The organism is Seonamhaeicola sp., from assembly GCF_028281565.1.
Taxonomy (GTDB): domain Bacteria; phylum Bacteroidota; class Bacteroidia; order Flavobacteriales; family Flavobacteriaceae; genus Seonamhaeicola.
Genome location: NZ_JANQJQ010000021.1, coordinates 260,530 through 285,817 on the forward strand (window position 1 = coordinate 260,530; position 25,288 = coordinate 285,817).

27 protein-coding genes are annotated in these 25,288 nt (G+C 38.2%); 3 read left to right on the plus strand and 24 right to left on the minus strand.

What is annotated here, in order from left to right:
• Positions 1 to 12 precede the first annotated feature (12 nt).
• The 9 genes from Q0983_RS10855 to kynU all read right to left on the minus strand — a co-directional run bounded on the left by Q0983_RS10855 (position 13) and on the right by kynU (position 8,367).
• On the minus strand, positions 13 to 660 hold the full coding sequence (locus tag Q0983_RS10855) for an O-methyltransferase (protein WP_299552695.1): 648 nt from the start codon (positions 658 to 660) through the stop codon (positions 13 to 15).
• Positions 660 to 1,745, minus strand: a complete 1,086-nt coding sequence (locus Q0983_RS10860) for an amidohydrolase family protein (protein ID WP_299552698.1) — start codon at positions 1,743 to 1,745, stop codon at positions 660 to 662. The genes Q0983_RS10855 and Q0983_RS10860 overlap by 1 nt, the downstream gene beginning before the upstream one ends.
• 39 nt (positions 1,746 to 1,784) lie before the next feature.
• A complete protein-coding gene (locus tag Q0983_RS10865; protein WP_299552701.1) occupies positions 1,785 to 2,321 on the minus strand; it encodes a 3-hydroxyanthranilate 3,4-dioxygenase in 537 nt (178 codons plus the stop codon).
• Positions 2,322 to 2,485: 164 nt separating this feature from the next.
• Positions 2,486 to 3,268, minus strand: coding sequence for an SDR family oxidoreductase (locus Q0983_RS10870; protein ID WP_299552704.1), 783 nt, complete (start codon positions 3,266 to 3,268; stop codon positions 2,486 to 2,488).
• Between the two features lie 97 nt (positions 3,269 to 3,365).
• Entirely contained in the window at positions 3,366 to 4,808 is a 1,443-nt protein-coding gene (locus tag Q0983_RS10875) for an aldehyde dehydrogenase (RefSeq protein ID WP_299552707.1), read from the minus strand.
• A gap of 26 nt (positions 4,809 to 4,834) precedes the next feature.
• The gene (locus Q0983_RS10880) at positions 4,835 to 5,155 is read right to left on the minus strand and encodes a GIY-YIG nuclease family protein (protein ID WP_299552710.1); all 321 of its coding nucleotides are present in this window, start codon (positions 5,153 to 5,155) and stop codon (positions 4,835 to 4,837) included.
• Positions 5,156 to 5,197: 42 nt separating this feature from the next.
• Positions 5,198 to 5,599 carry a RidA family protein gene (locus Q0983_RS10885; protein ID WP_299552713.1) on the minus strand — a complete coding sequence of 134 codons (402 nt, stop codon included), beginning with the start codon at positions 5,597 to 5,599 and terminating at the stop codon, positions 5,198 to 5,200.
• Between the two features lie 5 nt (positions 5,600 to 5,604).
• The gene (locus Q0983_RS10890) at positions 5,605 to 7,020 is read right to left on the minus strand and encodes an NAD(P)/FAD-dependent oxidoreductase (RefSeq protein WP_299552716.1); all 1,416 of its coding nucleotides are present in this window, start codon (positions 7,018 to 7,020) and stop codon (positions 5,605 to 5,607) included.
• Between the two features lie 78 nt (positions 7,021 to 7,098).
• Positions 7,099 to 8,367 carry a kynureninase gene (gene kynU, locus Q0983_RS10895; protein WP_299552719.1) on the minus strand — a complete coding sequence of 423 codons (1,269 nt, stop codon included), beginning with the start codon at positions 8,365 to 8,367 and terminating at the stop codon, positions 7,099 to 7,101.
• A 164-nt stretch (positions 8,368 to 8,531) separates the two neighbouring features.
• On the opposite strand from kynU, the gene Q0983_RS10900 reads away from it, so the two are divergent.
• On the plus strand, positions 8,532 to 8,951 hold the full coding sequence (locus tag Q0983_RS10900; RefSeq protein WP_299552722.1) for a (4Fe-4S)-binding protein: 420 nt from the start codon (positions 8,532 to 8,534) through the stop codon (positions 8,949 to 8,951).
• Between the two features lie 267 nt (positions 8,952 to 9,218).
• On the opposite strand, the gene Q0983_RS10905 is transcribed toward Q0983_RS10900, so the two are convergent.
• A complete protein-coding gene (locus tag Q0983_RS10905; protein WP_299552725.1) occupies positions 9,219 to 9,869 on the minus strand; it encodes a hypothetical protein in 651 nt (216 codons plus the stop codon).
• Between the two features lie 149 nt (positions 9,870 to 10,018).
• Here Q0983_RS10905 and Q0983_RS10910 point away from each other — a divergent pair, with 149 nt between their 5' ends.
• A complete protein-coding gene (locus Q0983_RS10910) occupies positions 10,019 to 10,819 on the plus strand; it encodes a class I SAM-dependent methyltransferase (RefSeq protein ID WP_299552727.1) in 801 nt (266 codons plus the stop codon).
• A gap of 83 nt (positions 10,820 to 10,902) precedes the next feature.
• Here Q0983_RS10910 and Q0983_RS10915 read toward each other — a convergent pair whose 3' ends face one another.
• From Q0983_RS10915 to Q0983_RS10935, 5 genes are all read right to left on the minus strand, one after another.
• Positions 10,903 to 11,499: a hypothetical protein gene (locus tag Q0983_RS10915; RefSeq protein ID WP_299552730.1), complete on the minus strand. Its 597-nt coding sequence runs from the start codon at positions 11,497 to 11,499 to the stop codon at positions 10,903 to 10,905.
• Positions 11,500 to 11,655: 156 nt separating this feature from the next.
• Complete coding sequence (locus Q0983_RS10920) at positions 11,656 to 12,201, minus strand: hypothetical protein (RefSeq protein WP_299552733.1); 546 nt, start codon at positions 12,199 to 12,201, stop codon at positions 11,656 to 11,658.
• Between the two features lie 141 nt (positions 12,202 to 12,342).
• Positions 12,343 to 13,002 carry a peptide-methionine (S)-S-oxide reductase MsrA gene (gene msrA, locus Q0983_RS10925; RefSeq protein ID WP_299552736.1) on the minus strand — a complete coding sequence of 220 codons (660 nt, stop codon included), beginning with the start codon at positions 13,000 to 13,002 and terminating at the stop codon, positions 12,343 to 12,345.
• Positions 13,003 to 13,358: 356 nt separating this feature from the next.
• Entirely contained in the window at positions 13,359 to 14,138 is a 780-nt protein-coding gene (locus Q0983_RS10930) for a C4-type zinc ribbon domain-containing protein (protein ID WP_299552739.1), read from the minus strand.
• A 3-nt stretch (positions 14,139 to 14,141) separates the two neighbouring features.
• Positions 14,142 to 15,236: a Nif3-like dinuclear metal center hexameric protein gene (locus Q0983_RS10935; RefSeq protein WP_299552741.1), complete on the minus strand. Its 1,095-nt coding sequence runs from the start codon at positions 15,234 to 15,236 to the stop codon at positions 14,142 to 14,144.
• A gap of 140 nt (positions 15,237 to 15,376) precedes the next feature.
• On the opposite strand from Q0983_RS10935, the gene lpxK reads away from it, so the two are divergent.
• Positions 15,377 to 16,381 carry a tetraacyldisaccharide 4'-kinase gene (gene lpxK / locus Q0983_RS10940; RefSeq protein WP_299552744.1) on the plus strand — a complete coding sequence of 335 codons (1,005 nt, stop codon included), beginning with the start codon at positions 15,377 to 15,379 and terminating at the stop codon, positions 16,379 to 16,381.
• Here lpxK and Q0983_RS10945 read toward each other — a convergent pair.
• The 9 genes from Q0983_RS10945 to Q0983_RS10985 form a co-directional block, all read right to left on the minus strand.
• Positions 16,378 to 18,573 (minus strand): ATP-binding protein, encoded by a 2,196-nt coding sequence (locus tag Q0983_RS10945; protein WP_299552747.1) that lies wholly within the window; start codon positions 18,571 to 18,573, stop codon positions 16,378 to 16,380. The two genes, lpxK and Q0983_RS10945, sit on opposite strands and share 4 nt — an antisense overlap.
• Positions 18,574 to 18,637: 64 nt before the next feature.
• Positions 18,638 to 19,654 (minus strand): type I glyceraldehyde-3-phosphate dehydrogenase, encoded by a 1,017-nt coding sequence (gene gap / locus Q0983_RS10950; protein WP_299552750.1) that lies wholly within the window; start codon positions 19,652 to 19,654, stop codon positions 18,638 to 18,640.
• Between the two features lie 2 nt (positions 19,655 to 19,656).
• Positions 19,657 to 20,535, minus strand: coding sequence for a lipoyl synthase (lipA, locus tag Q0983_RS10955; protein WP_299552753.1), 879 nt, complete (start codon positions 20,533 to 20,535; stop codon positions 19,657 to 19,659).
• Between the two features lie 170 nt (positions 20,536 to 20,705).
• Positions 20,706 to 21,935 (minus strand): Nramp family divalent metal transporter, encoded by a 1,230-nt coding sequence (locus Q0983_RS10960; RefSeq protein ID WP_299552756.1) that lies wholly within the window; start codon positions 21,933 to 21,935, stop codon positions 20,706 to 20,708.
• Positions 21,932 to 22,480, minus strand: coding sequence for a sigma-70 family RNA polymerase sigma factor (locus Q0983_RS10965; RefSeq protein WP_299552758.1), 549 nt, complete (start codon positions 22,478 to 22,480; stop codon positions 21,932 to 21,934). Before Q0983_RS10965 ends, Q0983_RS10960 begins: the two co-directional genes overlap by 4 nt.
• Positions 22,471 to 23,583 carry a glycosyltransferase gene (locus Q0983_RS10970; RefSeq protein WP_299552761.1) on the minus strand — a complete coding sequence of 371 codons (1,113 nt, stop codon included), beginning with the start codon at positions 23,581 to 23,583 and terminating at the stop codon, positions 22,471 to 22,473. The genes Q0983_RS10965 and Q0983_RS10970 overlap by 10 nt, the downstream gene beginning before the upstream one ends.
• A 6-nt stretch (positions 23,584 to 23,589) precedes the next feature.
• A complete protein-coding gene (locus Q0983_RS10975) occupies positions 23,590 to 23,793 on the minus strand; it encodes a membrane or secreted protein (RefSeq protein WP_299552764.1) in 204 nt (67 codons plus the stop codon).
• 117 nt (positions 23,794 to 23,910) lie between these two features.
• Positions 23,911 to 24,699 (minus strand): anti-sigma factor, encoded by a 789-nt coding sequence (locus Q0983_RS10980; RefSeq protein ID WP_299552767.1) that lies wholly within the window; start codon positions 24,697 to 24,699, stop codon positions 23,911 to 23,913.
• Positions 24,700 to 24,710: 11 nt separating this feature from the next.
• Complete coding sequence (locus Q0983_RS10985; RefSeq protein ID WP_299552769.1) at positions 24,711 to 25,241, minus strand: RNA polymerase sigma factor; 531 nt, start codon at positions 25,239 to 25,241, stop codon at positions 24,711 to 24,713.
• Positions 25,242 to 25,288: the final 47 nt, after the last annotated feature.

Genomic DNA, 25,288 nt, shown 5'->3' on the forward strand with positions numbered 1-25,288 from the left:
TTTTTGTTTAAGTTAAGTATCTTTTTTTCTACTTATAGTCAACCCATCCCTAATTGGTAAAATAATCGTTTCGATACGTGGATCTTCCTTTAGTATTTTATTGTATTCTATTAAAGCTTTGGTATCTATGTCATCAGATTTTAAATTTTCAATAACTTTTCCACTCCAAAGTACATTGTCTGATAAAATAATACCACCCGGATTCAGCTTATCCATAATGATGTTAAAGTAATTAGGGTAATTCCCTTTGTCGGCGTCTATAAAAATGAGGTCGAAATTTAAATCCAGTTTGGGAATAATGTCCAGGGCATTTCCCAAATGTTGTATAATTTGATTGCCGTAGTTGGATTTATCAAAATATTTACGCTGAAAATCAATAAGCTCTTCATTAATATCAATGGTATGTAATGTTCCGGAGGGTTGCATGCCTTCCGCTAAACATAAGGCGGAATACCCCGTATAAGTGCCAATCTCTAAAATGTTTTTCGGATTTAGCAATTTAGAGATCATACTCAACAGGCGCCCCTGATAGTGCCCGCTAAGCATTCTGGGTTGTAATATTTTTTGATTGGTTTCCCGGTTCAGCTGCTGCAATAATTCAGGTTCGTTCTCAGAATGGTCAACTACATAATTATCTAATTCTTCAGGTAAAAAGTGCATTACGATAAAATTCTGTTTATTAATGTTTCCTTAGCAGTATTGTCATCACCACAAAGCCATTGGATCACATTATTTTCCCAAATGGCATTATATTCTTCCTGGTTTATGATGTCCCGCTTCATAGCCAAATCTAAAATTTTTCCCGGATAGGACGATTGTTTGTCGCTTTCCATTTCACCAAGCGGATAGGGGTCATCCAATCCCATGATGACCTGTTTAGAGCCGTGATTTCTAATAAGCAGTTCCAATCCACCGGTATCATGAACCAGAGTGTCGAAGAAAATATTTTTATGCCCAACTGCCTTTCTGGGGTGGTGTTTTCCCTCAAACAGATCGGGTCTGCCATCAAATCCTTGAATACGCCGTCCTAGGTTTATTTGGGCCAATTGTCCGCCATGGGCAAAGCAAGTGCGCATATTGGGGTATTTTTCCTGGTAGCCATTTAGAGTTAAAAAATGATAAGCGTCGGCGCATTGGGCTAACATCCAGATAAGGTGGAAACGCCAGGACGTATTTTCCAGTTTAATGAATTTTTCACCATCATAGGGATGAATTTCTACTGCCAGATTGTATTTATTGGCCAGTTCAAAAAGGGGTTCGTTCTCTTCGTCATAAATACAGCGCCAGGTGCCGATGGTATCCATATAATGGGTAGGTAAACAAAGGAGTTGTAAGCCATGTTCCTCAACACAACGCTCAATTTCCCAACAGGCACTTCTTAAAAACCCTGGATGTACCACAAAACCACAGGTAAATTTACTGGGATGTTCATGTTGAATTCTGGCATTAAAATCGTTTTGAAATCGCAATGCTTTTTTCATTTCTTCAACACGCAGGCCATTGCCGTAAAGTTGTGACAGATTGAGTACAACCGCATGGTCTATATGATTGCGTTCCATCCATTCTAGCTTTTCATTTAAGAAAAAACTGGAATCGGTAACCGGTCTGCTCCAATCTTTTTGAAGCATGTATTTTCGATCCTTATCTACCCAAAAAATGCCTTTTTCTCGCATGTAATCTGGAATTTCTTCCGGGTAGGGAAGTAAATGCGAATGACCGTTTATCCTTAACTTGGGCTTTTTCATTTATTGAATTGATCTATCTGTATTTTTTAATAAATTTCGTCAATCGTCAATCTTTTTCGGAGGTTCCATTTTAGTACCGCATTTTTTGCATGTGCGCTTTTTTTCACTGCTATAGAACTTGTCAAAGATCACGGGCATATCCGTTTCAATGTCATCCAGCTTGAATTTTTTACGGTATAACAGGTTGTCACAATTTTCACAATACCATTCTAAGGCATCTTTCATTTTTTTAGATCTCGGGTATTCAATAACCAGACCTACCGTATCAGCACTTCGCTGAGGTGAATGCGGTACTTTTGCCGGTAATAAATAAATATCCCCTTCTTTGATGTGCACATCTTCAGGCTTTCCTTTATTAATTATTTTCAATACCATATCGCCTTCTACCTGATAGAAAAACTCCGGTGTTTCATTATAATGGTAGTCCTTTCTGCTGTTAGGTCCGCCAACAACCATCACAATATATTCTCCGTCTTTCCAAACACATTTATTACCAACCGGCGGCTTTAAAAGGTGTCGGTTTTCTTCAATCCAGGCTTTAAAATTTAAAGGCGAAACTAATTTACTTTTACCCATAATATGCCCCTCTTAATCTCCCCAAAAGGGGAGAAACTCAAACCGGGTATTTGAGTTTTGTTGTTTAGACAAATATTCTACATAAAGATAATATATCTTATACAATTTTCCCTCCCTTTTGTGTTGAGCTTAGTCGAAGCATTGGGAGTGATAGGGAGGGCTTTTTACAAACTTTTTGTGCGTCCACCATCAACCGGAATGTTAATTCCGGTAATATAACCGGCCGCTTCACTTGCTAAAAAAACGATGGCACTGGCGACTTCTTCCGGACTGGCAAAACGTTTTGCGGGCGCATAGTTCTTCATTATTTCAGCCATGTCTTCGGGTGTTCTACCTTCAATATGGGCTTTAATGTTAATAATTTCATTCAGGCGTTCGGTCTCAGTAAAACCGGGTAATACATTATTAACGGTTATACCAAAAGAGGCTACCTCTCCCGATAATGTTTTGCTCCAGTTGCCAACGGCTCCTCTGGTAGTATTGCTTACGCCTAATCCGGGGATGGGTTCTTTAACCGAAGTGGAAATAATATTGACGATTCTTCCAAAACCTGCTTCTTTCATAAACGGAATGGTTGCCTGGGCCAATACATGATTACATTTTATATGCATGGTAAAGGCGTTCTCAAACTCATCTAAACTGGCGGTTAAAATGTCACCACTCCTGGGGCCACCGGTATTGTTAATTAGAATATGAAATCCGTGATTGTTTTCAATGAAGTTTAATACCTTTTCCTGTAAATCACGTGGATTGGAAAAATCGGCAACGATGTAGTTATGATTCCTGTGTTGGGGTAACTCGGCCAACACTTGTTTTAGTTTTTCTTCGTTTCTGGCAACCAGTGTTACGTTAACGCCTTCCTGTGCCAGGATCATTGCGGTTGCTTTCCCAATGCCCTGTGTGCTTCCGCAAACAAGCGCATGTTTATTGTTTAAGTTTAGGTTCATATTTCTGCAGTCCTGAACTTGTTTCAGGATCTTTTTAATTAGTAATCGATTTTTATTTTATGAGATGCTGAAACGAGTTCAGCATGACAACAAGTTGTCAATACTTTATACACACATTTTTCGCCTGTGTAAAAAACCGTAAGGCTTCAAAACCACCTTCACGACCAACACCACTGGCTTTTACACCTCCAAACGGCGTTCGTAAATCACGTAGCATCCAGGTGTTGATCCAAATAATACCTGCCTGCAATTGGTTACTCATGCTCATGGCGCGCTTCAAATTATTGGTCCAAATAGTGGCTGATAACCCGTATTTAACAGCATTAGCCATTTTTAATGCTTCTTTTTCACCTTCAAAGGGCATGATAGTCACAATCGGACCAAAGATTTCTTCCTGGTTGACCCTGCAATCATTGCTGTCAATTTCAATGATGGTGGGCTCAAAATAATAGCCGTTTTCATAACCATCAACCGTTACTTTATGGCCGCCACAAAGTAGGGTTCCGCCTTCATTTCCGGCAATATCTATATAACCGGCTACTTTTTCAAGATGCGATTTCGACACTAAGGCTCCGATATCGGTGTCTGGGGCAGACGGATGTCCGACCTTTAGTTGTTTCACTTTTTCAACAAAATCCGTTTTAAATCTGTCATAAATGGAGGCTTCCACAAAAATCCTGCTTCCACAAAGGCAAATTTGCCCTTGGTTTGCAAATGATGAACGCACCGTGGTTTCCAACATAGCGTCATAATCACAGTCCGAAAAAATGATATTGGGGTTTTTACCTCCTAACTCTAAAGAAAGTTTTTTAAACATAGGAGCTGCTGTTTTAGCTATATGTGCCCCGGTTGTTGTACCGCCGGTGAATGAAATGGCTTTAATGCCTGGATGTTCAATAATGGCTTGTCCGGTGGTATGGCCTGATCCGTGTACAATATTTAAAACCCCTTTTGGCAGGCCTGCTTCCGTGCAAATGTCTCCCAACAGAAAAGCAGTCATGGGTGTCACTTCACTGGGTTTGGCGACTATACAATTTCCTGCTGCAATAGCAGGTGCAATTTTCCAGGTAAATAAATAGAGTGGGAGGTTCCAGGGTGAAATGCAACCAACCACACCAATAGGTTGCCGCAAGGTAAAATTCATGGCATGCTGGCCAACACTTTCGTGACTTTCACTGGCAAATTGGGTGATGGCATTTCCAAAAAAACGAAAATTACTAGCGGCTCTTGGAATATCTACAGATCTGGCTAAGCTTATGGGTTTACCATTGTCTTTACTTTCGGCTTCTGCAAAACGCTCTAAGTTGGCTTCAAGTAATTCCGAGATCTTAATCAGGAGTCTGCTACGGGCTTCCAAAGTAGTTTGCGACCAAGCTGGGAAGGCTTCTTTAGCAGCCAGATAGGCCTGTGCTACGTCTTCCTTTGAAGAATCAGGGATGTGCCCGTAAATGTCGCCATCAGCTGGACTGTAGTTGTCCAGCCAATTATCATTAACCGGATCTACAAATTGACCGTTTATGTAGTTTAATACTTTATTCATTTTGTCAGGTCGAGCGCAGTCGAGACCTATTCCTTTTCTGGGTTATATTTTGAATGAGATGCATTTCTACATTCCGCTAATATTTGCAATAAATTATATTCTCCTTTAGCGAGAGCAAATTTCTTTTGAGCACTCCAGTTTTTAATCTTTTTCTCGAAAAGAATAGCTTGTTTTATGTCATTGAACTCCTGATAAAAAATCAATTCTAATGGTCTTCTTTTGTATGTGAAACAATTTTTATTCAACCCTCTTTGATGTTCTTCAAAACGCCTTGAAATATTATTAGTGATACCTGTATATGTCAATCCATCTGAGCACTTCAATATGTAAACAAAATAGCTTTTCATTGTAAACCTCTCGACTGCGCTCGAGGAGACATCGTCTTAATATTAAACCTTTTTATACGCTACCACTTTAATCTCTACCAACAGATCCGGGTGGGGTAACTGATGTACTGCCACAGTGGTTCTTGTCGGGCCGGTCTCAGCATCAAAGAACTCAGCATAGGCTTTGTTGTAGCCGCTAAAATCATTCATATTAACTAAAAAAGTAGTAATATCAACCACATCTTTTAGAGAGGCTCCTTCGCTTGCCAGGTTCTTTTCTATATTTTTTAAAACTTCCCGGGTCTGAACTTCTATATTAAGCTGTTTTGTTCCCATGTCATCTATAGTATCAGCACCGGCAATGGTGTTATCAGGCCTTCGGGAACTGGTTCCCGAAACATATATAAAATCACCAACCCGTTTGGTGTGCGGGTAAGCGCCTCTTGGTGTTACTTTATCGCTCATAAATTCTATTTTAACCCGGCAATTTTATCCTCTTCTAAAATGTCCCGGGTTTCGGTTTTTACTTTTTTCAAGAGTGTTTTCAGTTCTTTTGCTGTTACATCGAGTGGCGTCGGGATGGTTCCGTCAGTAAGCATATTTAAAATAGCCTTGTCCTGGGCTCTGCCTTGTAACATGGCATCACGATACCCCAAATCTTCATTAAAGGTTACCAACGAATACTTTGAGGCATAATCGCCGGGGAATGCCTGTTCCAAAGCCATTTCTAATTTACGCTTTTCCTGGAATATGGAGTTCGCCACATGGTCTCTCATTTCGTAAAAATTGTCGATGGCCAAATCTGCTATGGCATCGGTGTCTTTTTTACGGGAACTTTCATAAACTTTAAAGATAGTTTCCCAATCATTCAAATGCTTATCCAACACCTTATCAAACTCAACCACATCTTCAAAACTGGCATTCATTCCCTGACCGTAAAACGGCACTATAGCATGTGCTGCATCACCCATTAGCAAGGTATTACCTTTATAATGCCATGGTGAACATTTAACAGTTCCCAGAGGTGAGGTTGGATTATTATTGAAATCATCCAACAAATTAGGCATTTGCGCCAAAGCATCCGGAAATTCTTTTTTAAAGAATTCTAAAACCTTTTCATCGGTATTTAAGTTATTGAAATTGTAGTCGCCTTCATCGTAACTTAAAAACAGGGTAACCGTAAAACTACCGTCCAGGTTTGGCAATGCTATAAGCATAAAACTGCCCCGGGGCCAAATGTGAAGGGCGTTTTTAAAGATCCTGAAATCGTCTTTACCCTTTGGAAGTATGCTCAGCTCTTTATAGCCATGGGTTAAATAGTCTTGTGAAAAGCTGAACAAAAATTTCTTCCCTAAATAATAACTTTTACGCAAAGCCGAACCGGCACCATCGGTTCCTATAATAACATCGGCATCTTCTACAAAGTCTGTTTTGGTATCATAATCTTTAAAAAGAGCCGTAGTCTTTTCAAAATCTACCGATTTGCATTTTTTGTTAAAATGAATGGTGACGTTCTTATGTTTTTCTGCTTCATCCAGAAGGAGTGCGTTTAGGCCACCACGTGAAATGGAGTTGATGTATTCGTGTGCTCGTCCGCTATAAGGCGATAAAAAAGTATGGCCTTTGGTATCGTGGATCATACGCCCGTTCATAGGGATACAGAGTGCTTTTACCTGGTCTTCCAGACCTACCAGTTTCATGGCTTTGATCCCTCTGTTTGAAAAAGCCAGGTTTATGGAACGGCCGGCACTGATAGTTACTTTTCGTAGATCGGGACGCTTTTCATAAACCGTAACATTATAGCCTCTTTGGCCCAGGCGTAAAGCCAAAAGCGAACCGCAAAGTCCGGCGCCGATAATGAGTATGTTTTGTTGTTTATCTTTCATCTTAAAGCGTATCATGCCGCACAAAATGAAACATCTTTTATTAAGGAGATGCTTCGACTGCGCTCAGCATGACATAATTTATTTTAAAATTCCTTTCAGACGTTCCACTAAATTATATACATCTTCAAACGAGTTATACAAAGGCACCGGCGCACAACGGATCACATCAGGCGCTCTCCAGTCACTGATCACGCCGGCTTCGGTCAACCTGTTATGTAATGTTTTATCGGCGTTGACTACCTGGATGGATAGCTGACACCCACGTTCCTCCGGATTTTCAGGCGTGATGATCCTGATCACATCTTCCCCCAGTTCTTTTAATAAAAACTGGAAATAGCCCGTGAGCCTTTTCGATTTTTCTACCAGTTTTTCAATACCAACCTCATGAAAAATATCTAAGGAAGCTCTGATAGCTGCCATGGATAAAATAGGCGGATTGCTTAATTGCCAGCCTTCCGCCCCCGGAAGTTGATCAAATGGATCCCGCATATTAAAACGCGTTTGTTTATTGTGGCTCCACCAACCGGTAAACCGGTTCAGATCTTTACGGTGAGCATGACGCTCATGTACAAAGCACCCTGCCAGGCTTCCCGGGCCTGAGTTCAAATATTTATAAGTACACCAAACCGCAAAATCAGCTCCGGAATCGTGTAAATTGAGTTTAACATTTCCGGCGCCGTGGGCACAGTCAAAACCGACGGTACAACCATATTTATGTCCCAGTTCAGTAATACGTTTTAGGTCAAAATACTGGCCCGTATAATAGTTAACGCCACCGATCATGATAAGCGCAATAGCATCGCCTTCGCGTTTTAAAATGACTTCCAGGTCTTCGTAACGCAGTAATTCTTCTCCTTTTCTGGGCTTCCATAAAATTAATCCGTCCGTATCATCAAACCCGTGATGCCTTAGTTGCGATTCTACGGCATATTTATCCGAAGGAAAGGCATCGCTTTCAATGAGTATTTTATAACGTGTTTTGGTGGGTTTGTAGAACGACACCATCATCAAATGCAGGTTGACAGTTAGAGTATTCATGACTATCACTTCAATAGGTTTGGCCCCTACAACACCTGCCATACTTTCCGTTAGAAATTCGTGGTAAGGCAACCAGGGATTTTTAGCATCCGTATGCCCTTCAACACCCAAATTAGCCCAGTCTTCCAACTCCTGTTCAATATAGGCTTTGGTTAATTTTGGCTGAAGCCCCAACGAGTTACCTGTCATGTAAATCAGCTGGTTTCCGTTGCTGTCTTTGGGCATATGAAATTGATTTCGGTACGATGCTAAAACATCATTTTTATCTGATTCCAAAGCAAAATCTAAACCTGATCGATACGTTGGCAATTTGAATTATTTTATCGGTTTCTAACAAAAGTACGTGAATTTTTTGAATACAAAATGTAGTTTTTTACAGAAGAAAAGGAAGCATTATAGAATGGGCCTCATCATCAAAATGAGAACTGATTTTTAGAAAGATTTTTTCGTATATTTAAAGAAAACAATCAGGTATGGCAAAGACAAAAGAATATTCAAACGGTGAAGTGACCGTGGTTTGGGAATCGGAAAAATGCATCCATTCCGCAATATGTGCTAAAGGGTTACCAAAAGTATTTCAACCCAGGGAACGCCCCTGGATAAAGATCGATGCGGGAACTACAGAGGCCATCGTCAATCAGGTCAAGGAATGTCCGTCAGGAGCCTTAAGCTATTATATGAATGCTGAAGGCGATAAAACATCGGAAACTTTGGAGACTAAGGTTGAGGTGTTGGAAAACGGACCGTTATTGGTTTACGGCACCCTAACGGTCACTCATAAAGACGGTTCGTCTGAAGTTAAAAATAAGACCACGGCGTTTTGCAGGTGTGGTTTGTCAAACAACAAACCGTATTGCGATGGTGCCCATGTAAGAGAAGGGTTTAAAGGCTAAATTTGTTAAAGTTTAGATCCCGATTTTCATCGGGATAAGTTCAACTAATAGATTTTAGTTCGTTTAAAAAACTCCTAAAATCTAAGTTTCACTAAAAGGAAAAGCGCTTCAACCATTGATTGAAGCGCTTTTCATATATATAGACGCTAGTGCGGAAAATTATCTTATACTTTATATACGGCTATAGTCGGTATTTGGATGACTACTTTACAACTAAAACCAAAAATATTTTTTTCAAAAGTTATAGTGCAAAGGTTATGCCAAAAATTATTCATGAGTCACTTTGATTTCAGATAATTTTACACTGGGTTTCCCGTTATCCCTCGTATGGTCCAAAGCGATTTTAATACCGTTAAAATCCTGGTAGTTCTCAAAGGTGTTGGTTAGAGACGGTTCCGCGCTGTTACCTCTTCTAAACACCCATTCTTTTATTATAAGGTCTTTATCAAAATAAATATCGTAAGCATCACCGGGCGTATAACCGCCTTCATTGGGGTAGGTAATGGTAATTTTGTTCATTAAAGTTTTGCTTATGGGTGCGGTTTCTTCAACGGGTTTGGAAATGGTAGCCGTGTTGTCCCATACTAACTGAAAAGGAATTAACAGCCAAAACTTGTCATTTATAAAGGCACGGTCTGCTTTTAAGGCCGTGCTATCCATAGCTTTGCGGTTGTAGCTTATGGTATCGGTATCCGTGGTGAGTTTTACAGCATCAGTTTTTGGGTTCCAGTACCACAGGCGCCCTTTGCCAAATTTGAATTGAATTTCGGTGACTTTGTCCCAATGCTCAAAACCATGGGCATTCGCAATTTGTTCTGCAATGGTTAGGGTAGGGGCTTCCTCCTCTGCTTTGTTGGCTTTTTGTTTACAGGAAACACAAAGGGCTATAAGGCTTAAAATTAATAGTGCTTTTTTCATGAATTTTAATTTTTTTTGTCTGTGAATTTTCAAAAAAATGAAAATATCCGGGAACTCACATAAATTTTAATCATTATTTATGAATTTATACTGATGAAAATTCAAGAGCGTTTCATATTTTAGAATTTCTGTAAAGATATGATTTAGTTATGAGTAAAAACGACAACTATTTTAAAACTAATAAAACTACCTGGAACGAAAAAGTAAAAGTACATGCTAAGAGCGACATGTATGACCTGGAAGCTTTTAAACAAGGGAAGTCCTCTTTAATGCCTTATGAATTAAATGCTTTAGGGGATGTGAATGGCAAATCGTTGTTGCATTTACAATGCCATTTTGGACAGGACACTTTGAGTTGGAGTAGGATGGGCGCCCAATGTATAGGTGTGGACCTGAGTGATGAAGGGATTGCACTGGCAAAGGATTTAAATGAAGTGCTACAGCTTGATGCCCGGTTTGTTTGCTGTAATGTGTTGGATACTTCAAAATTTGTAAAAGATACTTTTGATATTGTCTTTACAAGTTATGGCGTTATTGGTTGGTTGCCCGATCTAAAGCCCTGGGGCCAAATGATCGCGGAACGGCTCAACCAAGGTGGTACGTTCTATATGGTGGAGTTTCACCCCATGGTCTGGATGTTTGATTATCTGGATGATAAACCCGTTATGAAATACGGCTATATGCAAGATGAGGTTATTTATGAAGAGTATGAAGGCACTTATGCCGATGAAAGCTCTAGCATGGTTAGCAAAGAATATGGATGGAACCATGGAATGGGTGAGATCGTATCGGTGCTGACCGAAGCCGGATTGCATATTGAGTATTTAAAAGAAAACAATGAAAGCCCTTATAATGTGTTACCAAATTTAATTGAAAACGAAAACAGTATGTTTGAGACCAGGGATAAACTATATCCGTTGATTTTTGAGATTAAGGCTACTAAGGTTTAATAGTAAAAGAAACTCTTTGACAGTGCATAACATTCCGGTTAAAAGTGTTGACTCCATGAAGGGACTCCCCATTATTATGTGCTTTATTTAATTTTCTTTTTTATCCAAAATTTCCACCATTTCGGACTAGCCCGTCTTTCATTTTCCGCACAATTCTTTGATTCGTAAGTTGAATTCTGATCCGTACTTTCAATCTGTGCTAAATGTTCTCGTGCCGCTCCACCTTTAACTCTTGATGCTTTATCGCATATTCTTGCGATTTCAGGGTTTTGTTTTGCCATTGAGACTAATGACCATAAAGCTGCACTTTTCATTGCTAAGGAAACCAACTCATTTCCCTCTAATGGTACCGGTAACTCATTAAATTTTAGTTTCCCTGCTTTTGCAAGTAAGGCAACCTGAATGTCAAGATCGACAGGGCCATCAATGGTTAGATTTTTATAATTCATTGGAAAGAGCCACTCTGAAAATAACGGTAGATAACTATTCCGTTCTTCTAAGCTTGTTTTTGGAAACCAAACCTCAAGGCGCTTACGAACTTTATCTTCCCAATCGAGGACGGATATAATTTTTAGAATAAATTTTGCGTCTTTGGTTTCTTCATAGGCAGACCAATTACGATCCAATTGTTCCGGTGAATCAATCGGGGAGAGGAATATATCTTCATATTTTTCAGTCACGATGGTAATGGTTTATGTTGCATAACTGTACGGTCATGATTTTGTTATGAAATCATCCGCGGGATTATTCCACTTACAAATGAACCGTTGACTAATATTTTTATTTTGGAGTAGCACAAAACCACGATGAATTATAGCCACTGTTCTACAACGTTTTTAATATTCAACTATTTTTTTGATTTTCCCTTCGTCAAAGTACTTCTTCCATGCTCCAGTTTTCTTATAATTCAACATCTTTCCTTCAGAGGCTAAAAACCATTTACAAGCTTTATAGGTATATTTATACTTCTTTTCATAAGTCAAGATATTCACGGAATTTTTATTCTTCAGGAATTCGTTAAAGTCTTTTGCGTCAGTATCGATACTAATCGCTTTGGATTCACGAAGTAAATTGCCTTTTCCATCATACATTTTCCATGTGATTGGATTTCCGAAGTTGTCATAATGAGCTTCGGTTAGAATTTGCCCGCTTTTATAATAATTAATCCATTTTCCTGTGAGGAAAGTATACACATAGTTATTTAGCTCATAGATAGCAAGAGTCCCTACTTGCTTTTGTTTGCCACTCTTGTATTTTATATCGACTTCTTCAGTACTGGCTGGGGATTGTGCAAAGACAATTTTTTTAAATCCTTTTGTATGTTGACCTATTGATAAGTTCGATATTGCTAGAATAAATATAAGGACTAAAATACTTTTCATGCTAATGTCGTACAACGTTAGTATATCCAAACTTATTAAAAAAAGTCCTACAAACCAACTCGTAAAGGCAGTTATGTCTTACCTTTTTAAGCTGGAATTACAGTTTTTTATAATAATCTGTTTTGAAGTGACTACGGCAGATCAATGCGCTTCTTTAAGCAATTCCTTAGGAAATTTAGACTTAAACCTGTTTAACCTTGGAATGGAAATCCGTTGTATATAAGGGTGGTTGGGGTGTAGGCGTTCGTAGTTTTGGTGGTAATCTTCGGCTACCCAAAATTTCTGGAACGGATAGACTTCAGCAGCAATTGTGGCATTTAACTTTTTAGCTAAAGCAGCTTTTTTCTTTAATATAATTTGTTTTTGCTCGTCATTTTGGTAAAAAATAATAGAGCGGTATTGCGAGCCGCGGTCAGGGCCCTGGCCATTCATCTGGGTGGGGTTTTGGGAGGCAAAATACACATCCACTAACGTTTCAAAACTTACTACTTTAGGGTCGTAAATAATCTCTACGGCTTCGGCATGCCCTGTGCGCCCGGTATTGCTGGCTTCATAGGTTGGATAATCGGTATGCCCTCCGGAATACCCGGAAATAGATTCTTCAACGCCTTTGACACTTTCATAAACAGCTTCTACACACCAAAAACAACCACTGGCAAAATAAGCTCTGGCTTTACCGTTTTCCAAAGGGACTTCAACAGGTTTCGCATTTATAACATTTGCTTGATCTTGTTTTGACTGTGCCGAGTTTTGACAACTGAATACTAAAGCTATGGCTAAAAGGACTATTAAATTTTTCATATCGGATTTTATTTTCCTAAATAAGACGTATAAAAATACAAAACCTTAAAATTTGGAGGGATACTTATGTTATTTCTAGTGAAATTCTGGAAGAATTTGGTACTTTGACCAAGTTCAGCAGAACCATCGAGAAGTAGACGTTGTCGAATGTGTGTCTTCGAGAGCCTCAGACAACGTAATCGTACTTTCGTGTCACACTGAGCGCAGTCGAAGTGCTCCAGAAGACATGCTTTAATAATACCGCATCAGAATAAACATATATGAGATCGCCACATCACGCCACAAGCGTGATTCGCAATGACAATAAAAAAAGCCCTCACAAAGTGAAGGCTTTTAAATGCTATATTGAAAATGGTTTAGAGTTTAGCAAATAACTTTTCCATTTTTGCTTTTTGCTCTTCGGCTAAGGCAGCATCTACTAAAATTCTGCCACTGTGCTCATCCGTAATGACCTTTTTGCGGGAAGCGATCTCTACCTGCACCTGAGGCGGAATGGTAAAGAACGACCCACCGGAAGCCCCTCTTTCAATCGGTACTACCGCCAATCCGTTTTTCACACTGCTTCTGATTCTGTCATAAGCCGCTACCAAACGGTCTTCGATTTGTGTTTTATAGGTTTCAGACTTTTCAATTAAAGCCTGCTCTTCTTTTTCGGTTTCTGCTAAAATAGCATCTAATTCCCCTTTTTTGTGCTTTAAATGCGTTTCACGCTCTTTTAAACGCTCTTTAGTTTCAGCAATTACTTCTTTTTTCTGCTCGATCTGAGCTTTGAATTCCTTAATGTGCTTTTCGGCTAATTGAATTTCTAATTCCTGGAATTCAATCTCTTTGGTAAGTGAGTTGTACTCCCTGTTATTTCTAACATTTTTTTGCTGCTCACCGTACTTTTTCATTAAAGCTTTTGACTCTTCAATCAGGTTTTTCTTGGAGCTAATATCGTTGTCAATAACTTCTAAACTGGCAACAAGTTTTTCTAATCTAATGTTCAGTCCGGCAACTTCATCTTCAAGGTCACGAACCTCTAAAGGAAGCTCCCCGCGAACATTTCTAATTTCATCTATACGAGAATCTATGAGTTGTAAATCGTATAAGGCTCTTAAACGCTCTTCTACAGTTACTTCTTTCTTTTTAGCCATACTTTAAAAATACTTAACGGGATTGGTATTGGTGTTTGATAAAACGACTGCAAAATTAGTAATTTTTTTTGTAAGATACGCCACTAAAAGATTTTTTGTGAACTGTTCGCTTTCATAATGTCCAATATCAGCCAGAAGCATAGCATTTTCGGCCGTAAAAAAGTCGTGATACTTTAAATCAGCCGTGATAAACACATCGGCACCGGCCGCTTTAGCAGCGTTGATAGCAAAACTTCCTGAGCCACCTAAAACAGCTACCTTTTTAACAGGTCTTTTTAAGAATGCAGAATGCCTGATACAACCGGTTTTCATACGTGACTTCACAAATGCCAGAAAGTCTGCTTCCTGCATGGGATCTTTAAGGACTCCAACCATACCCATGCCGATATGCTGGTTTCTATTTTCTATGGTAACTACCTCATAAGCCACTTCTTCATAACTATGGGCGTCCATAAGCGCTTTTATAACTTTTGATTCCACATGTTTTGGAAATATGACCGATACCTGGGTTTCTGCTTCCTGATGAGTTTTGCCTTTCTTACCCAGGGTTGGATTGGAATCTTCATTGCCTTGATAGGTCCCGACACCATCCGTATTAAAACTACAATTACTGTAATTTCCAATATGGCCGGCACCGGCTTCAAATAAAGCGTTTCTCAAGGACTCCGCTTCGTTTTTAGGAACGTAAGTCGTTAGTTTTTTAATGGTTGCCGACTGTGGAATGAGTATCTTTTTATCCTCCAAACCAAGTTTATCACAGATCATGGCATTAACACCTTGTAAGGCATTATCTAAAGCCGTATGTATGGCATAAATGGCAATATTGTGCTTTATGGCTTTTAGAACAACACGCTCTACGTAGGTTTTACCCGTTATTTTTTTAAGTCCTTTAAATATAATAGGGTGGAAGCTCACTATTAGATTGCAGTTTTCAGCAATAGCTTCGTCTACAACGGCTTCCAAAGTATCTAAAGTGACCAATACGCCGGTTAATTTTTCGTTTTTATCACCTACTAAAAGGCCTACATTGTCAAAATCTTCAGCGTAAGCCAAAGGGGCCAGGGCCTCTAAATGATCAATGACGTCTTGAACAATCATAAGTTATTTTATTTGCTTCAAAGATAAAATATTATACATTCACAAGTTCATTATTATTGTTTTTTAAAGGCTTGGTGTCCTCTTAAATGATTTAATATTGATTATATTCGAACCGACGTATTTATTAAGTTTTCGCTGTGATGAAGTTCATTAGAAAAATACTTTTACCTATAGTGCCCGTCTATTATGCTGTGACAAGCTTAAGGAATAAATTGTACGATTCCGGTATCAAAAAATCTACTTCATATACGTTGCCAATCATTTGTGTTGGAAATTTAAGTGTTGGCGGCACCGGGAAAACCCCTATGATCGAATATCTGATTAATCTTTTGAAAGACGACTATGACCTGGCTACCTTAAGTAGAGGTTACAAAAGAAAGACCGAGGGGTTTCAATTGGCAAATGAGGATGCCAATGCGGAGACGATCGGAGATGAACCCTTCCAGTTTTATAGCAAATTTAAAAACGATATTCTGGTTGCTGTGGACGCCAACAGAAATAATGGCATCAAGAACTTGCAGTCAAATGACAATGCACCGGAAATTATTTTATTGGATGATGCGTTCCAGCATAGGAAGGTAACAGCAGGTTTTAATATTTTATTGACTACTTACAGTCAGCCTTATTTTAACGATCTTGTATTGCCAACAGGTAATTTACGCGAGCCGAAAAGCGGTGCAAAACGAGCGGATGCCATTATCATTACTAAATGCCCTGATACTATAAGTGATGACGAAAAACAGGAATTTATAAAGAAAATAAATCCCGAAAAGCATCAGCAGGTGTTTTTTAGTACTATTAAGTATTCGGAAGAAGTATTTTCTGAAACGGGTTCGAAAAACATTGAAGAGCTATCCGCATTTACTTTGGTTACAGGCATTGCCAATGCATCACCTTTGGTTAGTTTTCTAAAACAGCAAGGCCTTGATTTTAAGCATCTGAATTTTAAAGATCACTACCATTTCACGCAAAATGATATTGATGAACTGCGTGAAGAACCATTGATTGTCACCACAGAAAAGGATTTTATGCGTTTAAGTCCCTACGACTCCTTAAGAGAGCGGTTGTATTATTTACCGATTAAAGTGGTTATTGATAATGCAAATGCTTTTAATAGTATGATAGCGGACTATTTAAAGAGTTAAGCCGATTTATCTTCTTTTGAAGCCAGTGCATTATAAAGTTTTTTCTCAAACTCTTCCTGTTTGAATGGCTTAGGGATGATATCCGTAAATCCGGCTTCGTCAAACTCATGCATTTTATCTTCAATAGTAACGGCTGTTAAGGCAAAAATGGTCAGTTCCTTATCAAAAGTCCTTACAATTTTAGTCGCTTCAATACCACTAATTCCCGGCATGTGAATATCCATTAAAATAAGATTGTAGTCGTTGGTTTTGATCATTTCTACAGCATCGGTACCATTATCGACAATATCACATTTAAGGTCCATTTTGGTCAGGATCTTTTTGGTGATCATTTGGTTGATCTTGTTGTCTTCAACCACTAAGATCTTAACGTTGGATAAGTCCAGTGTGTTGGTCTCCTTATCAAAGTAAGATGTTTTTGTTTCAGAAACTTCTTTAATAGATGTATATTCCAAAGGAATGTCAAAAAAGAAAGTTGTTCCTTTTTCCAGTTCACTTTTAACATGAATTTCACCCTTTAAAATATCTATCAAACCTTTAACAATGGAAAGTCCTAAACCGGTACCACCGTATTTTCTGTTAATTTGAATAGAGCCCTGAGAGAAACTTTCAAACATATTGTCCTGTTTCTCCTGGCTAATGCCTATGCCGTTATCTTCAACTTCAAATCTAAGGGTATAGATATTGTCTTTAATTTCCATTTGATACACCCGGATCCAAATATCACCGTCTTTAGTAAACTTAATGGAATTACCAATTAAGTTTATCAGGATTTGAGAGATCTTGATCTGATCTGCCACAAAGTTTTCCGGAAGCTTTTTATCATATTCAAAATGGATCTTAATATTATTGTCTTCTGCCGAATTATTCAGTGCAAGAATGATGTTGTTTATCTTTTTCTTTAAATTGAATGGTTCCGGTTCCAGGTTAACTTTATTCGCTTCAATCTTATTAATCTGAAGAATATCGTTAATGAACGTCAACAGATAATCGCCCGAGAATTTCAACGACTTTAAATGCTGAATTTGTTCGGGTTTCGGGTTTTCTTCAAGCAGCATATTACTTAACCCGGTCACGGCATAAAGCGGTGTACGTAACTCATGGGTTACCGTTGACAGGAAATTAGCTTTGGTTTTTGAAGCTAATTCGGCTTTTTCCTTGGCAATAATAAGCTCCCCGTTCTTTTTATGAAGCATATTATTGGTCTTTAACCTGATATTATTGTTTTTATATAATGATAAGGTTAAAAGCGATAAAATTGTGATTAAAGCCACACTTAAAATGGAAATTAGGGTTCTTACACCGTCATCTTCCTGTTCTTCTTTGGCTTGTGCTTCCAGTTCCTTAATCCTGTCGTTCTGTTCGTTCAATAAGAATTGGGTTTCCTGCTCTTTGGTAGAACTTACCCTTGTTAAATTTCTAATGGAATCTGAAAGTTCCAGGTGATTCCTTAAGTGATTTCTTGAAAGCTGATAGTTGCCAATGCTATTATGCAAATCACTGGCTATGAAATAGGCTTCATTTAAAACAGAAGTAAAGTTGTGCTGTTTTGCAATTTGTAAGCCTTCGTTAACCAGTTCAATGGCTTTTTCATTATCTCCCAGTTTATGATAAACCAAACCATGGTTTAAAAGCCCTTCACTTTGTGTTTTTAATAAACCGGTCTTTTTAGCCTGAGCCGTGGCTTGCTCCAATACGGACCTGGCTTTTCTGTAGTTTTTTAACAGAATGAAATTTTTACCTTCTAAAAGCAGGGTTTCCGCTATGCCTTCTTCCAGTTCTTCCTGTTCAAAGAGGTTTTTTGCCGATTTAAAGTAATCCGAAGCCTGATAGTAATCACCTTTACTGACATAAACTTCACCTAAAGTTTTATAGGAGTTAGCTAAATTGGCATTATCATTGGTCTCTGTGTGCATTTTTATCGCCTCATTCAAAGACTGAATGGCGTTATCCTCTTCCTCAATAATAAGCTGAAGCTTTCCTTTTATGGTATAAATAATACCAATACTTTTCTTGTTATCAGCTTTTTGAGCGAGTTTTAAAGCTTCATCAAGGTTTCTCTGAGCTTCAAAATAGTTGAATTTTTCTAATGCGGATTGAGATTGCTCAATACGATGATTAATGTTATTCTGCTGAATTTCAGGGTCGTCTTCGATGCTTTTTTGAGACCATACAACAAGGCTCAATAACATTGTCAGAACGAAAATATATTGCTTAGGTTGGGACATATTACTTCAATATTACCGACAAATATAATTATTTTATCGATAAAATACACTTTTTTTCCGATAAATTGCATATTAAGTCAATAATTCTTTTCGAATATCCGGTTTCATTATCGTACCAACCAATGATTTTTACCATGTTTCCAATAACCGATGTCATTTGGGAATCAAATATGCAGGAATGGGTATTTCCTATAATATCAATAGAAACGATCGGGTCTTCTGTATATTCTAAAATACCTTTATAACTATGTTGTGACGCTTCTTTAAACGTATTATTGATCTTTTCAATAGTAACAGCATCTTTTACATTAAACGTAATATCTGTTAAAGAGCCGTTTATAACCGGTACTCTGATGCCACAACCGCCTATAACACTGGATAATTCGGGAAAAATTTTTGTTAAAGCTTTGGCTGCTCCCGTAGTTGTTGGTACTATGGACTGCCCTGCAGCACGTGACCGACGCAGGTCCCTGTGCGGTTGATCGTGTAAACTCTGGTCGGTGGTATACGAATGTACCGTTGTAATATACGCTTCATTGATCCCACACAGTTTATTGACAATATCAAACATGGGTGCTGCATTATTGGTAGTACACGATGCGTTGGAAATAATACGTTCCGTACCATCTAAAATATGGTCATTAACCCCTAAAACAATGGTTTTTATGTCGTCTTCAAGCGGTGGAACACTTAAAATAACCTGTTTCGCTTCATTTTTCAGGTGATATTCCAAATCTGAAGCGGTTTTAAACTTTCCGGTGGATTCAATAACGAAATCAACCTTATAAGGGCTCCAATCAATATATTTCGGATGTTTTTCCCTTAATAACGGAACGGTTTCGTTACCAATAATAATGTGGTTTTCATCTGAGGAAACAGGACCGTCAAAAAGGCCGTGAACACTGTCGTATTTAAGCAGGTGGGTTAATGTTTTAACATCAGCCAGGTCATTGATAGCAACAACCTTTATGTTTTTATAATCTTGAAGTAATCTAAAAACACGCCTGCCAATTCTACCAAAACCGTTGATGGCTACAGTAATCATTTTTAATGAATGTGTTTTTGTGCTCTATAGGATGAACGTACCAAAGCACTACTTTCTACATGGCGGAACCCTAAACTTAAACCGATCTCTTCGTATTCTTTAAACTGATCGGGATTGATAAATTGTTTTACCGGCAGGTGTTTTTTACTGGGTTGAAGGTATTGTCCGACAGTAACCACATCCACATCATGGGCTTTTAGATCATGTAATGTTTCAATAACTTCTTCCCTGGTTTCACCTAAACCAAGCATAATACCGGACTTGGTGCGTCTTTGGCCCCGTTGTTTTAAATACTTAAGAACGCCTAAGCTTCTGTCGTATTGTGCCTGGATTCTAACTTCCCGGGTTAATCGTCGTACCGTTTCTATATTATGGGATACTACTTCGGGAGATACATCAACTATCCGGTCAATGTGTTGTTCAATGCCTTGAAAGTCGGGGATCAACGTTTCCAGTGTGGTCTCCGGGTTCATTCTTCGGACTGCTTTTACTGTTTCCGCCCACATGATACTGCCCATGTCCTTCAGGTCATCTCTGTCAACACTGGTTAATACCGCATGTTTGATATTCATGATCTTAATGGAGCGTGCTACCTTTTCGGGTTCATCCCAATCCACAGATTCCGGACGTCCGGTTTTAACACCACAAAAGCCACAGGAACGGGTACAGATATTACCCAGGATCATAAAAGTAGCGGTGCCTTCACCCCAGCACTCACCCATATTAGGGCAACTTCCGGAGGTGCAAATCGTGTTTAATTTATATTTATCAACTAAACCCCGTAATTCGGTATACTTTTTCCCTGTTGGAAGTTTTACACGAAGCCATTTTGGTTTCGGTTTTCTTTCAGGTAATATATTAGATGTGATTTCCTTTTGCATAGTCAAAAAATGAAATGCAAAAATACGTGATTTTTTTCATTTGGAGATTTATCTAGAACTAAATGAAAGAAAATCATGTATTAACGAAGTGGTTCCTGAAGTGAAACTAAATTTTGTATTGTTTTAAACAAAATTTAGTTTTTTACAGAAGAAAGATACAAAGTATTCTTTTATAATGTAGTCAGGTACCAAATGCTAAATCCTATTAAAAATAATATACCGCACCAACTTAATACATGCATCTTTTTATCAGGATGCCATTGCTTTGGGGTATGCTTTCCGGAGATCAATTTATAATTGATAATGGCATAAAACGGCGCTGTTATAAATGAAAGAATCGTAGCAATCTTAACCAGTAGGCCCATTTCCGAAGCGAAAAAGAAAAAAATACAAATGGTACCAACGGCTAATAACAGGATCCATGCCAGGTAGCCGTGTTTATAATCCCGGTTAAAGAGTAGTTCCAGCGTTCTGTCCATGGCTCTTGGTGAAGCATCCAAACAGGTAAGTGTGGTACTGAACATGGTTGTAAACGCTGCGATACCAATTATAACATAAGCCCATTCCCCTAAGCTGGAGGTATACATATCAATGAGTTGCCCTGAAAAACTTCCGGCTGCATTACTAAAGGTCTCTCCCGTTCCAAACATCACCAGGCAACCTAACAGCACAAAGCAAATACCTAAAATCACGGTACCGATGTAACCGACATTAAAATCGAACAAAGCGGACTTAGACTCGTATGCTTTATCGTCTTTTTGTTTTTCAACTGCCCACAACGAATGCCATACCGATATATCCAAAGGTGCCGGCATCCATCCCATAAAAGCAATTAGAAAAGCAATCTGGGTGGTTTCCTTTGGTAATACCTGAGTTAACGATATACCGGAACTATGACCGTACAATGCCATAATAACAGCCGAAACGGTACTTATGGATAAGATTACAATAATGATCTTTATTAAATGATCCAACAGTTTGTATTTACCAATAATGAGCAGCCCCAGGCAAACAATAAGTACAATGACCGTCCACGTTTTGACCGCCAGTTCAGCATCAAAACCCAAATTCCCAAATAAAGAAGAAGCCAGGCCGGCCGTTACAATAGTAACTGCGGTTTGAATGGTAAACATGGTGGCAAAAGTCAAAATATAGTAGGCAACCAGTACACCTTTACCTAATTTTTTATAGCCGTCTAATAAGCTTTCTCCTGTGGCGGCGGCATACCTTGGCCCGTACTGAAAAAACGGATATTTAAATAAATTGGCTAATAACAGGGCCCACAGCAGACCTAAGCCAAAATCGGCACCCGCCCGGGTAGATTGTACCAAATGTGATACGCCAATGGCCGCTCCTGCAAACAGTAGTCCGGGGCCTAAGTTTTTAATTTTTGCGATCATTTGGATTTCTGAATAATGTCAGCCAATAGTTTTTTAGCCCTTAATAATTTCACCTTGACATTGTTTATAGGCTCATTTAGCTCTTTTGAAATTTCTTTATAGCTCAACTCCTGGAAAAACCGCAGGTTTATAACCTTTTGGTAATGCGGTTTTAATTTTTTTATATCCCGTAATAATTTTGCTAAATGTTGCTCCGTAATTAATTTATCTTCAACGGAAGGCGATTCATCTAAAATTTGAAGCACCGATTTTTCATCATTCGACATGATTTGAGAAATAGATTTCTTTTCTCTTCGTATGAGATCAATATGAATGTTTTTGGAAATGGTAATCAGCCAGGTTTTGAATTTATAAGATTCGTCAAAAGTCTCAATTCTGTCAAAAGCTTTGGAAAAGGTTTGAATGGCAATGTCCTCTGCATCATTTTCATTTTCAACACGTTTTAACTGAAAACCATAAACGTCATCCCAAAAAGTATCCAGCAAGTAATTAAACGCTTTTTGGTCGTTTTCTTTGGCGCGCTTAATAGCTTCGTTTATTTCCAATGGTTAGGTTTTGAAATCAGATTGTTTATAAATATAGTTAATTGCGCTATAATTAAAAAAACTTCCAGAAAGGGGAGGAGCCACAACACATCTGTTTCGTTTAATTTTTTAGCCGAGGGCCAGTAGACGGCATATTGGGTGATGAGCCTCAACAGGAACAACGCCAGCACCATTTGCCAATTAAAAAGTGTGGCGAATAATGCAATAGCCAAAGTCCAAAAAAGAAATTGCGTGCAGTAAATTAGGGTTAATAAGATTTTGTGTTTTAGTTTGTAGTGTTTTGCGGTTGAAACATGCCGTCTTTTCTGTTTAAACCAATCTTTGAATGCGGTTTTAGGGTTAGAAGTGGTCATACTTCTTTTAGTATAGCAAACAGCTGTATTCTTTGTTGTGGCAATTTGGTTTACAAAGAGGTCATCATCACCGGAGCGTACCCGGATATGGTTTATAAATCCGTTAGCACTAAAAAACGCTTTTTTGGTATAAGCTAAATTTCTGCCAACACCCATATAAGCCAAACCTGATTTTGCAAATGAAAAATATTGAATAGCCGTCACTAAGGTTTCAAACCTGACCAGTTTGTTTAAGAATGAATTTTTAATTTTTGTGTAAGCACCATACCCCAAAACAATACTTTTTTGGTTACTAAAATAGGAGCTCATTTCCCGGATCCAGTATTTGGAAAGCGGCTTACAATCGGCATCCGTAAATAAAAAATAATCGTTTTCAGAGGCTTTAATGCCAAGTGTTAAAGCGTATTTTTTATTGCCCCAAAAGGCCTCCACATTCTTTACATCAACGATCTTAATGTTGTTGTGTTTCCTTTTGAAAGCTTCCATGACCTCCAGGGTGTTGTCATGTGAAGCATCGTTGATTAAAACGATCTCAAAGTCAGGGTATTCCTGTGAGACAATTGAGGGTAAAAAGTTTTTTAAATTTTCGGCTTCGTTTTTAGCACAAATAATAACCGAAACCGCAAGTTTTTTAACAGATCGCTTTTTGGGTTTCGAAAAAGAAAACCGTCCGAAGAGCGCAAGATAAATGATTACTTGAATACTAACTATAACAATAAATGTATAGTAAATAAAATCAAGTAGGCTCATGCAGGGTTAGGAGTGTTGAGGTTCGTTACAATCGGCATATTGGTCCGGGGTTCTTCCGCAAAAACCACAGGTTTCCCCTTCTTTATTAAGCATTGGGTTCTGACTGGCACAGGTACCTGCAAATTTGCCATCTTTTTTTGCCCAAATTTTAATGGCTATGCCCGCAATGGCAACACCTAAAATAGCGACTGTAATTAAAAAAAGTTTCATATTTGAATTTTGTACAAAGGTAATACTTTTATCAATTATTCGGTTTAAATATAAGCAACAAAAAGCCTCGTTTTAATTATTAAAACGAGGCTTTTCAATATGAAGACGTTTTATAGCCTATTGCAAGCTTACTTCAGCTACTTTATTTTCCAAAGAGGCTATATCGTTACCACCTTTAGGTTCAATAGTTATGTTTAATGCCAGGGCGTTTTCCGCATAAGGGATATTGATCAACTGCCTGTCGGATTCACTTAAAATGCCTAAACTCACCATTTTACCTTGTAATTCCGCCCAAATCTGATAGCATTGTTCTTCCGGTAATTCAGGTAAAGAAACCACATCGATCATAGAGGTTTTTTCTTTAGGATTAATATAGGCCACCGTTTTAAGGTCTTTCGCTCTTTCATTACCATTAATAATGTATTTTGCAGTTTCCGGATTGTTAAGCTTTAACAACTGGCGCATCACATTATCTAACATCTTGTTGTTTTGCTCAATATCATTTCGTAAATCAAAAATCTCATCAACAACAATTTGATTCTCTGCGGCAAGTTTTTGATTCTGGCTGTAGAAAAGATACGATGTACAGGCAAAAATAAGAGCAGCAACACTGGCTGCCACAGTATATTTATACCAGGGTTTTTTAGTGATACCGGTAGTCATTTTTACAACCGGAGCATCATCCAGCGCTTCTAAAACATTATTTAGAATATGCTTAGGAGCTTCCACGGCGTTACTTTTGGCAACAATTTCCAGGTTGTGCTGTAACGTATTGTACGCATTCTGCACTTCCGGATATTTTGAAATATAAGTTTCAACCATTTCCGTTTCGGCAGAAGTAGTTTCCCCAATTAGATAGTTTTCTAAAAGGCCAGAATTTAAAAAAGTAGTTATTTTTTCATTCATGACTTTATGTATTAAGGATTGTAAATCTTTTTCAATTCGCGCAATCCAATTTTTAACCTCGATTTTATAGTGCCCAGCGGAATATCTAATTCATCACTAGCTTCTTGTTGGGTCATGCCCTCAAAAAAGAGCGCATTTATGACAATCTGATACTTTTCATCAATGGTTTTCAGATGCTTTTTCAGATCTAAAACATCCTGATTAATACTATCAGCTGTAAATTTATATACGACAGAAGTCTCAATTTGGACTTCTTTACCGGTTTTGTTTTTTAAAGACCTAACTTTATCAATGGCCGTATTATAAGCAATTCTGTATAACCAGGTAAATAATTTGGCTTTGCTGGAATCGTATTTTTTAGAATATCTCCAAATTTTCACAAAACTTTCCTGAAGCACATCCTGAGCGGTCTCGTCGTCTGTTATTATCTTTTTGATAACACCATACAATGCATCCGAGTAGTTCTCATATAATAAAGAGATAGCTTTTTTATCACCTGTCTCAAACAAATGCACTATTTCTTTTTCAATAGATGATATCAAGATAAATTAGGTTTAAGCGATGGGTTAATGATACCAAAGGTAGAAAT

Excerpts from the sequence above, each read along its gene's own strand:
- Q0983_RS10975 (WP_299552764.1), bottom strand. The coding sequence starts at position 23,793 with ATGAAACTTTTTTTAATTACAGTCGCTATTTTAGGTGTTGCCATTGCG.
- Q0983_RS10900 (WP_299552722.1), top strand. The coding sequence starts at position 8,532 with ATGGCAAAGACAAAAGAATATTCAAACGGTGAAGTGACCGTGGTTTGG.
- Q0983_RS10960 (WP_299552756.1), bottom strand. The coding sequence starts at position 21,935 with ATGATCGCAAAAATTAAAAACTTAGGCCCCGGACTACTGTTTGCAGGA.
- Q0983_RS10890 (WP_299552716.1), bottom strand. The coding sequence starts at position 7,020 with ATGAAAGATAAACAACAAAACATACTCATTATCGGCGCCGGACTTTGC.
- Q0983_RS10855 (WP_299552695.1), bottom strand. The coding sequence starts at position 660 with ATGCACTTTTTACCTGAAGAATTAGATAATTATGTAGTTGACCATTCT.
- Q0983_RS10945 (WP_299552747.1), bottom strand. The coding sequence starts at position 18,573 with ATGTTATTGAGCCTTGTTGTATGGTCTCAAAAAAGCATCGAAGACGAC.
- Q0983_RS10875 (WP_299552707.1), bottom strand. The coding sequence starts at position 4,808 with ATGAATAAAGTATTAAACTACATAAACGGTCAATTTGTAGATCCGGTT.
- Q0983_RS10930 (WP_299552739.1), bottom strand. The coding sequence starts at position 14,138 with ATGGCTAAAAAGAAAGAAGTAACTGTAGAAGAGCGTTTAAGAGCCTTA.
- lpxK (WP_299552744.1), top strand. The coding sequence starts at position 15,377 with ATGAAGTTCATTAGAAAAATACTTTTACCTATAGTGCCCGTCTATTAT.
- Q0983_RS10980 (WP_299552767.1), bottom strand. The coding sequence starts at position 24,699 with ATGAATGAAAAAATAACTACTTTTTTAAATTCTGGCCTTTTAGAAAAC.
- Q0983_RS10885 (WP_299552713.1), bottom strand. The coding sequence starts at position 5,599 with ATGAGCGATAAAGTAACACCAAGAGGCGCTTACCCGCACACCAAACGG.
- Q0983_RS10920 (WP_299552733.1), bottom strand. The coding sequence starts at position 12,201 with ATGAAAAGTATTTTAGTCCTTATATTTATTCTAGCAATATCGAACTTA.
- Q0983_RS10970 (WP_299552761.1), bottom strand. The coding sequence starts at position 23,583 with ATGAGCCTACTTGATTTTATTTACTATACATTTATTGTTATAGTTAGT.
- Q0983_RS10910 (WP_299552727.1), top strand. The coding sequence starts at position 10,019 with ATGAGTAAAAACGACAACTATTTTAAAACTAATAAAACTACCTGGAAC.
- Q0983_RS10935 (WP_299552741.1), bottom strand. The coding sequence starts at position 15,236 with ATGATTGTTCAAGACGTCATTGATCATTTAGAGGCCCTGGCCCCTTTG.
- Q0983_RS10870 (WP_299552704.1), bottom strand. The coding sequence starts at position 3,268 with ATGAACCTAAACTTAAACAATAAACATGCGCTTGTTTGCGGAAGCACA.
- lipA (WP_299552753.1), bottom strand. The coding sequence starts at position 20,535 with ATGCAAAAGGAAATCACATCTAATATATTACCTGAAAGAAAACCGAAA.
- Q0983_RS10860 (WP_299552698.1), bottom strand. The coding sequence starts at position 1,745 with ATGAAAAAGCCCAAGTTAAGGATAAACGGTCATTCGCATTTACTTCCC.
- Q0983_RS10905 (WP_299552725.1), bottom strand. The coding sequence starts at position 9,869 with ATGAAAAAAGCACTATTAATTTTAAGCCTTATAGCCCTTTGTGTTTCC.
- Q0983_RS10865 (WP_299552701.1), bottom strand. The coding sequence starts at position 2,321 with ATGGGTAAAAGTAAATTAGTTTCGCCTTTAAATTTTAAAGCCTGGATT.
- Q0983_RS10880 (WP_299552710.1), bottom strand. The coding sequence starts at position 5,155 with ATGAAAAGCTATTTTGTTTACATATTGAAGTGCTCAGATGGATTGACA.
- msrA (WP_299552736.1), bottom strand. The coding sequence starts at position 13,002 with ATGAAAAATTTAATAGTCCTTTTAGCCATAGCTTTAGTATTCAGTTGT.
- gap (WP_299552750.1), bottom strand. The coding sequence starts at position 19,654 with ATGATTACTGTAGCCATCAACGGTTTTGGTAGAATTGGCAGGCGTGTT.